Source organism: Mariniphaga anaerophila, from assembly GCF_900129025.1.
GTDB lineage: Bacteria > Bacteroidota > Bacteroidia > Bacteroidales > Prolixibacteraceae > Mariniphaga > Mariniphaga anaerophila.
Genome location: NZ_FQUM01000013.1, coordinates 74,877 through 80,902, shown reverse-complemented (window position 1 = coordinate 80,902; position 6,026 = coordinate 74,877). Strand labels below are relative to the sequence as shown.

The following is a 6,026-nucleotide window of genomic DNA, read 5'->3' as shown; positions in this document are numbered from 1 at the left end:
AATACAATATAGGTCTGTTGTTTCGATCATAGATAATACTTCAAATTATAGCTCTTATAAATTAATCGGACACTAGTGAATTATAATATTGAATACTGTCCTATCACCATAATTGAATAAGTATTATTGAAGAGAAAGGCCGGCCTGTCACTCTGTATACAAGACATAACAAACACGACCTATCCTACCAAACCATTCTATGAAAAACTATCGTGTTGCCCTTGTTATTCAACAGCTCAAATCATGCGAATTCTATAATTTCTTTCACGATTAATCAACTAAAGTCGGATTATTGTTATTATTATTTGTCCCAAAAGCCAATTTAATGGGTACTTTTATTTCATTTTCAAAACACCCCCTCAGTTTCTATTAATTTTAATTGCAGTTGGCCGGGAGGTCCACCAACATGAACTTTATATGCCCGGTTGGTACTTCTAAGCATTTCTACCATATCGAGCATACTTATCAGGTGTATCCTTACGAAGGTAGCTATTGCTGAAAATGCCTTCTTGGTTTTTGCTATTTTTTGAATAACTGTTATCGATAGCTGGGCAATCAATGCACACCAAACCTGCGAGCGTATTGCATTTTCGTTTTCTTCATAGAAATAATGTAGCTGAAAGTTCTGTTTCATTTTCTTGAAAAGTAATTCTATACCCCAATGTTTTTTATAAAGAAAGGCAACTTCTTCTGCTCTAATCTCAAAATTATTGGTCAAAAATTCATATACCATATTCTTTTTTAAACGGGTTACAAAATATACCTGCTGAGTGGACCATAAAGCAAATTGGTGATAGTAATTGTAGGCTTTGGCGAACATTATCATACTGTGCGATACAAATTCCAGACTCTTTAGAAACTTTTTGTCGTGTACTTTTGCTGCTGTTATTTTGACAAACCGACCCACGGATTGCACTGCATCGATAAGCATGTGGACTTTCTGCCCACCTTTCTTTTTGCCATCTCCTTTGGGATTACGCCCAACCCCTTTGAGGATGTCGCTAAATAGCCGGATTGTGGTTGAATCGATTAAAAGTACCTCTTTAAATGTCACCCCATAAGTACAGCTGTCCGACAAAAATGATTTATACTTATCTATCAAGGCAAAATATAAATCATCAAAAAAACGATTGTCTCGGTTTCTCAATGCGTCGCTGGCTGTGCTTCTTGCAGGTGCCTTCTCCAAACCAAGATGGTTTAGCTTTCCTCCCATAGCACGCAGCCCTTCACAGGTTTTCGTCATCGAATCACACCGGCTTAATATCCCAAACAACATGGTAATTAGATGGGGCTTAGACTTAAATGCCTTATAGTAACGATCACTTTCGTGTGTCTTTATAATGGATGATATGTTGACTTTTTCTACCAAATCTATTATCTGTTTAAAAATCGGCTGTCCGACATACTTTATTTCTTTATTTTTACTCATGTTGTGATTTTGTGTGCAAAACAAATCTACAACTGGGGAGAAACCTTCCAGGAGTAGCCCCTATTTTTTATCTTGTTTACTTATTTCCCTTTTTGTACAAAAGGAATGGTACCTTAAAATGGATTCTTGTGACTCCTTGTCCAGTTTATCTATCCAATCCAATTTTTCTTTAAATGAAAGCCTTATAAATAATAACAATGGACAATCATTATCCCGGATACTTTTAGGACAACCATAAGCAATACAATATTTGTCTGATTTTGTGTTCATAGATAATCCTTCAAGTTATAGCTCTTATAAATTAATCGGACACTTGTGTTAGTTTTTTATGTTGCTTTACAGATTATTTACTCTTTTGGTTAGAAACTTCCCTCAAGAATGCCTCACTGTCTCATTTAATTATTACAATGTGGCTAATGATATAGCTTTACTTTTACCTCAGGGTTACCCATGGAACACCCTAAATAAAAGCAAGTTAGAAGCACATCTCTCGCATTTTCTCATCTTATAATATCTACTTACTCCACAATCCATTCATACAAACCACTTGATGACTTCTTGGGAAGCTGCACCTCTAACTTCACTGCAGTAGTTTTTTCCGGTTCAAACTCTACCTGATTGATAATATTGATTTCCACACCATATTTGTACTTGTTTTTAAACGGTACCCATTCATTATCTTTCAAGTAATAAACTTTCCAACTTTCTGGAGGCCTACAACCTCCATTATCGTCAAACCAAAATACCTTTGTTCCACTAATTTTTTGTGGTTCTTTGAAGGTGTATGTAATCCATTCATTCTGATTTTCATGTGGCCACCAATGAAATTTGGGAGTATTCTTGTCGTTTGAACCAGATGGTAGTATTTGGTCACGTACCGATTCTATTGCGATATTCATTACCGAGCCACTAATCTCGCTTGCATTTGCAATAGTGGGAGCAGGTTTTGGTCTTGAAGCATTTTCGTTGGTAGCATACCACACAACCATTGGTGTTGTCCCCCGATGGCACCAGGCATAATACGGAATAGCCTTAAATTCTACTTTATTAAATTCTGTTCTTTCGCTATTTAAACGTTGCCCTTCTATAGCTATTCCGTTAATCGTAACAACTCCTCCAATTAAATCTTCTTCAAATTGACACGTTAAACTTGTGTTTTCTTTCAAAACAATGTTAGCAACCTGGCCGCTCTCGAAATCCAAACCTTCCGAACAATACATAATCGGACCACGTTGTAAGGCTATCTTATCGACATTGCCATCGACCTGCGGATTGCATGCAACTTTTCTTACCTCGAGGGGTAATTCAACTTCTACCTTATCTCCACTCCATTTTCTGCTAATATTTATATAACCTTTTTTGTCAATGGTGTAATCTACAGACTCTCCATTAACTTTTACGCCTACCATCTTATTACTCACATTTTTAAACCAATACAATTCACCTCCTGGAACCGCCTCATTCCTCGCCCAGCCAGGAACACGCAACTTAAGTGTAATAGTTTCGTCCAGGTCCTGATTCACAACAATCTCGGAATGCCCTTCCCATGGCATATCACTATGCTGGATTACATAAACCTTATTATTACCAAGTTCAAAATTAGCCTCACTAGCAATATATAAATTCACATATACTTCCTTATCTTTAGAAGCATAGATATAACCTGGCATGGATGGCATAAAACGACATATATTTGATGGACAACATGCGCAACCAAACCACTCCTGACGCTCATGTCCGAAATAAGATTCCAAAGGATTTGGATAGAAAAAATGGTCTCCCGAAATTGACACTCCGGAAAGTACATTATTATATAGGCTCCTTTCTAAAACATCAATATATTTTGCATCGCCTTCCATAAGAAATAAACGATGGTTCCAAAATACATTGGCCACAGCAGCACAAGTTTCGCAATAAGCAGCCGGATTTGGCAATTCATATTTTACCCCAAAGCCCTCATGACCACCGGCAGATCCGATACCGCCCGTGATGTAAAGCTTTGTATAAACAATATCTTTCCAAAGTTTTTTAATGGCTTTTACGTAGTCTTGATTACCTGTTAAGGCTGCAATATCAGCCATCGCCGTATACATATATGCAGCACGAACAGAATGGCCAACGGCTTCGTCTTGCTCAATAACTGGCAAATGAGATTGGTCGTAAGTTTTTTTATCGCGATCAACATTCCCTCTAATATCTAGGAAAAACTTAGCCAATTCAAGATATTTAGAATCCCCCGTTACATTATACAATTTAACCAAACCAATCTCAATCTCCTGATGTCCAGGATAACTCTGAAAAGCATCCCATCCAAAGTCTTTAGCAATAAGATCAGCATTTTTAATCGCAACATCCAATAATTTTCGTTTACCAGTGGCCAGATAGTAAGCCACTGCCGCTTCATACATATGCCCTACATTATATAATTCATGACTAAGAATGTGCGTATATTCCCATCTTTTACTTCCAATCCATGGATGAGAATCATCCCCCATAATCGTACGGTAAGTATAAAGATATCCATCGTCCTCTTGCGACATGGCAATAAAATCGATAATAGAATCGGTATACAATTCTAGCTCCTTATTTGGGTTCATTTGAAGTGCATAAGCAGCCCCCTCAATAACTTTAAAAACATCAGAATCATCAAAAGGAGAAGTTGAACGAAAATCACCATCTAAGACGCCACCAGCTACCTTAAAATTATCAATTCTGCCAGTTATTTCGCAATGATTAAATGCAATAGGAATTGTCACATCTGTATTTATCTGTATTCTTTTGGCCCAAAAGTTATCCACAACTTTTACTGCAGTAAATGGAACTGGATTGATATTATATTTCCCAGGCTTCTCTGAATACTTATTGCAACCTACGAAAAAAACCGCCATTAGTAGTACTAACCAATTATGTCTCATTTCTAATCACTTTTTAAATTACGTTATTTTGACTCATCTTGTATTGCAAAAATAGACAAGAATTAATTTTCAATAAATCACATTTGTTTTATATAATTGCATGAATGTCCATTTTACCGGAAACTAGCGATTCTTTGTAACCTTGAAGTATCAAGAAATATAATTCGTTTCCCGCTCAAATCTAATAATCCTTCATCTCTAAATCCTGACATTACCCGAATTAGTGATTCTGTAACCGTACCTATCATATTGGCAAGGTCTGTTCTTGTTATTTTTATTTGAAGTGAATTATGAAGGTCAACCCCAAATTCTTTTTTTAGTAACAACAATATTTGTGCAGTAAGCTCCCTTAAACTTTTTTGTGCGATATCAGTAACTAAGCAATTTGAATCATGCAATTCCTTGCAGATCTTATCCAAAAGTTCCATTGCGAATTTTTGGTTATGGTGTATCAAGTCAAAAAAAACACGAAGGGGAATATAAGCGACAACTACATTATCGTCGTATGTTTTCGCTGATGAACAAGCCAACTCATTTGATATTACAGAACGATAAGCAATAACATCACCTCTCTTGGCAAAACGCAAAATATGATGTTTCCCTTTGGAGCCAATCTTGTATACTTTTACAATCCCGCTTAATATAACATAAACTCCCGCAGGTCTGCTACCTTCCCGATAAATGTTAGTACGGTTCTTAAACCGCTTTAGAACTACATTTGTCTCCAGAAGGTTCATTTCATCTTCACTGAGGTAATGAAATAATGGGATATCACCAAGAGTCAATTCATTTGTTGTCAAAGTATTAATGTTTTCGCGAAATACGGCAGTTGTTTCCATGCTTCATTAAAGTTTATTTGTACCGATTAACTTCACTGTGACATGAAGGACTCATTTCAAATTCAGGAAAATAAATACTAACAATTTCGAATAAATCAGGGTCATACTTTTTCATGTCTGCACGGGTATTAACCCAGTTGTGTTTCCCATCGGCGTACTTAACTTCGGCATTTACATTAAACCAATTTTGAACACCTTCTGCCCAGTATTCCCATGTGTTTGTAGCAGCATAGGTATTATTATACTTTCCGGCGGCCATTGCAGCATCCAGCTTTTCCTGAAGTAAATCGTTAAAAGTATCATCTAATGGAATTATTCCAACTCCATGAATAGTATGTGCAAATTCGTGAATAAGAATATCTTCTGCGTGGTATTTGTCAATTTGGTAGCACAATAAATTCTCTTCGGCACAAGTTGTTAAAGGCATTTCGAGTGTTCCACCTAAACCACGCGCACGTACATCCCAATTAAGGATTGTATCATTTGCCAGATGTGCGTGTTCAGGAATATCGGTTGTTCCCTCGTAACGGGCCATAATTCCAACGCGGGTATTAACTTTAGCCATCTGATTAAGCACATCTTTTGGCAAACCAGTAGTCATAAAATCGATAATTTCGCAAGCTTTTACAAATGCTGAATCAGGTACGCGGTGGGAACTAATTATATGAATACCGTTGACATTGGAATGCTTTTTATAAAAAGAATCGAGATTCAATTCTTTTGGCGGTTTGGCAATTTTATATTCTTTTATCGGGTGGTTGGCAAAAACAGTTGAAAATGCTAGAACTCCAACAACAACTACAAATAAATTTTTAGATATACTCTTCATAACACAGCGTATTT

Annotated in this window: 4 protein-coding genes; all 4 read right to left on the bottom strand. The window is 36.6% G+C overall.

Going from position 1 to position 6,026, the window contains the following annotated elements; genetic code table 11:
* Window positions 1-346: 346 nt before the first annotated feature.
* Window positions 347-1,429, bottom strand: coding sequence for a transposase (locus tag BUB08_RS18265; protein ID WP_073003363.1), 1,083 nt, complete (start codon window positions 1,427-1,429; stop codon window positions 347-349).
* 518 nt (window positions 1,430-1,947) lie between these two features.
* Complete coding sequence (locus BUB08_RS18255) at window positions 1,948-4,344, bottom strand: glycoside hydrolase family 127 protein (RefSeq protein WP_073003361.1); 2,397 nt, start codon at window positions 4,342-4,344, stop codon at window positions 1,948-1,950.
* A gap of 113 nt (window positions 4,345-4,457) precedes the next feature.
* A complete protein-coding gene (locus BUB08_RS18250) occupies window positions 4,458-5,183 on the bottom strand; it encodes a Crp/Fnr family transcriptional regulator (protein WP_083570857.1) in 726 nt (241 codons plus the stop codon).
* Between the two features lie 13 nt (window positions 5,184-5,196).
* The gene (locus BUB08_RS18245) at window positions 5,197-6,012 is read right to left on the bottom strand and encodes a hypothetical protein (RefSeq protein ID WP_073003360.1); all 816 of its coding nucleotides are present in this window, start codon (window positions 6,010-6,012) and stop codon (window positions 5,197-5,199) included.
* Window positions 6,013-6,026 lie beyond the last annotated feature (14 nt).

What these genes read in the sequence shown, in the direction of transcription:
- BUB08_RS18265 (WP_073003363.1), bottom strand. Translation starts at nt 1,429, where the DNA reads ATGAGTAAAAATAAAGAAATAAAGTATGTCGGACAGCCGATTTTTAAA.
- BUB08_RS18255 (WP_073003361.1), bottom strand. Translation starts at nt 4,344, where the DNA reads ATGAGACATAATTGGTTAGTACTACTAATGGCGGTTTTTTTCGTAGGT.
- BUB08_RS18250 (WP_083570857.1), bottom strand. Translation starts at nt 5,183, where the DNA reads ATGGAAACAACTGCCGTATTTCGCGAAAACATTAATACTTTGACAACA.
- BUB08_RS18245 (WP_073003360.1), bottom strand. Translation starts at nt 6,012, where the DNA reads ATGAAGAGTATATCTAAAAATTTATTTGTAGTTGTTGTTGGAGTTCTA.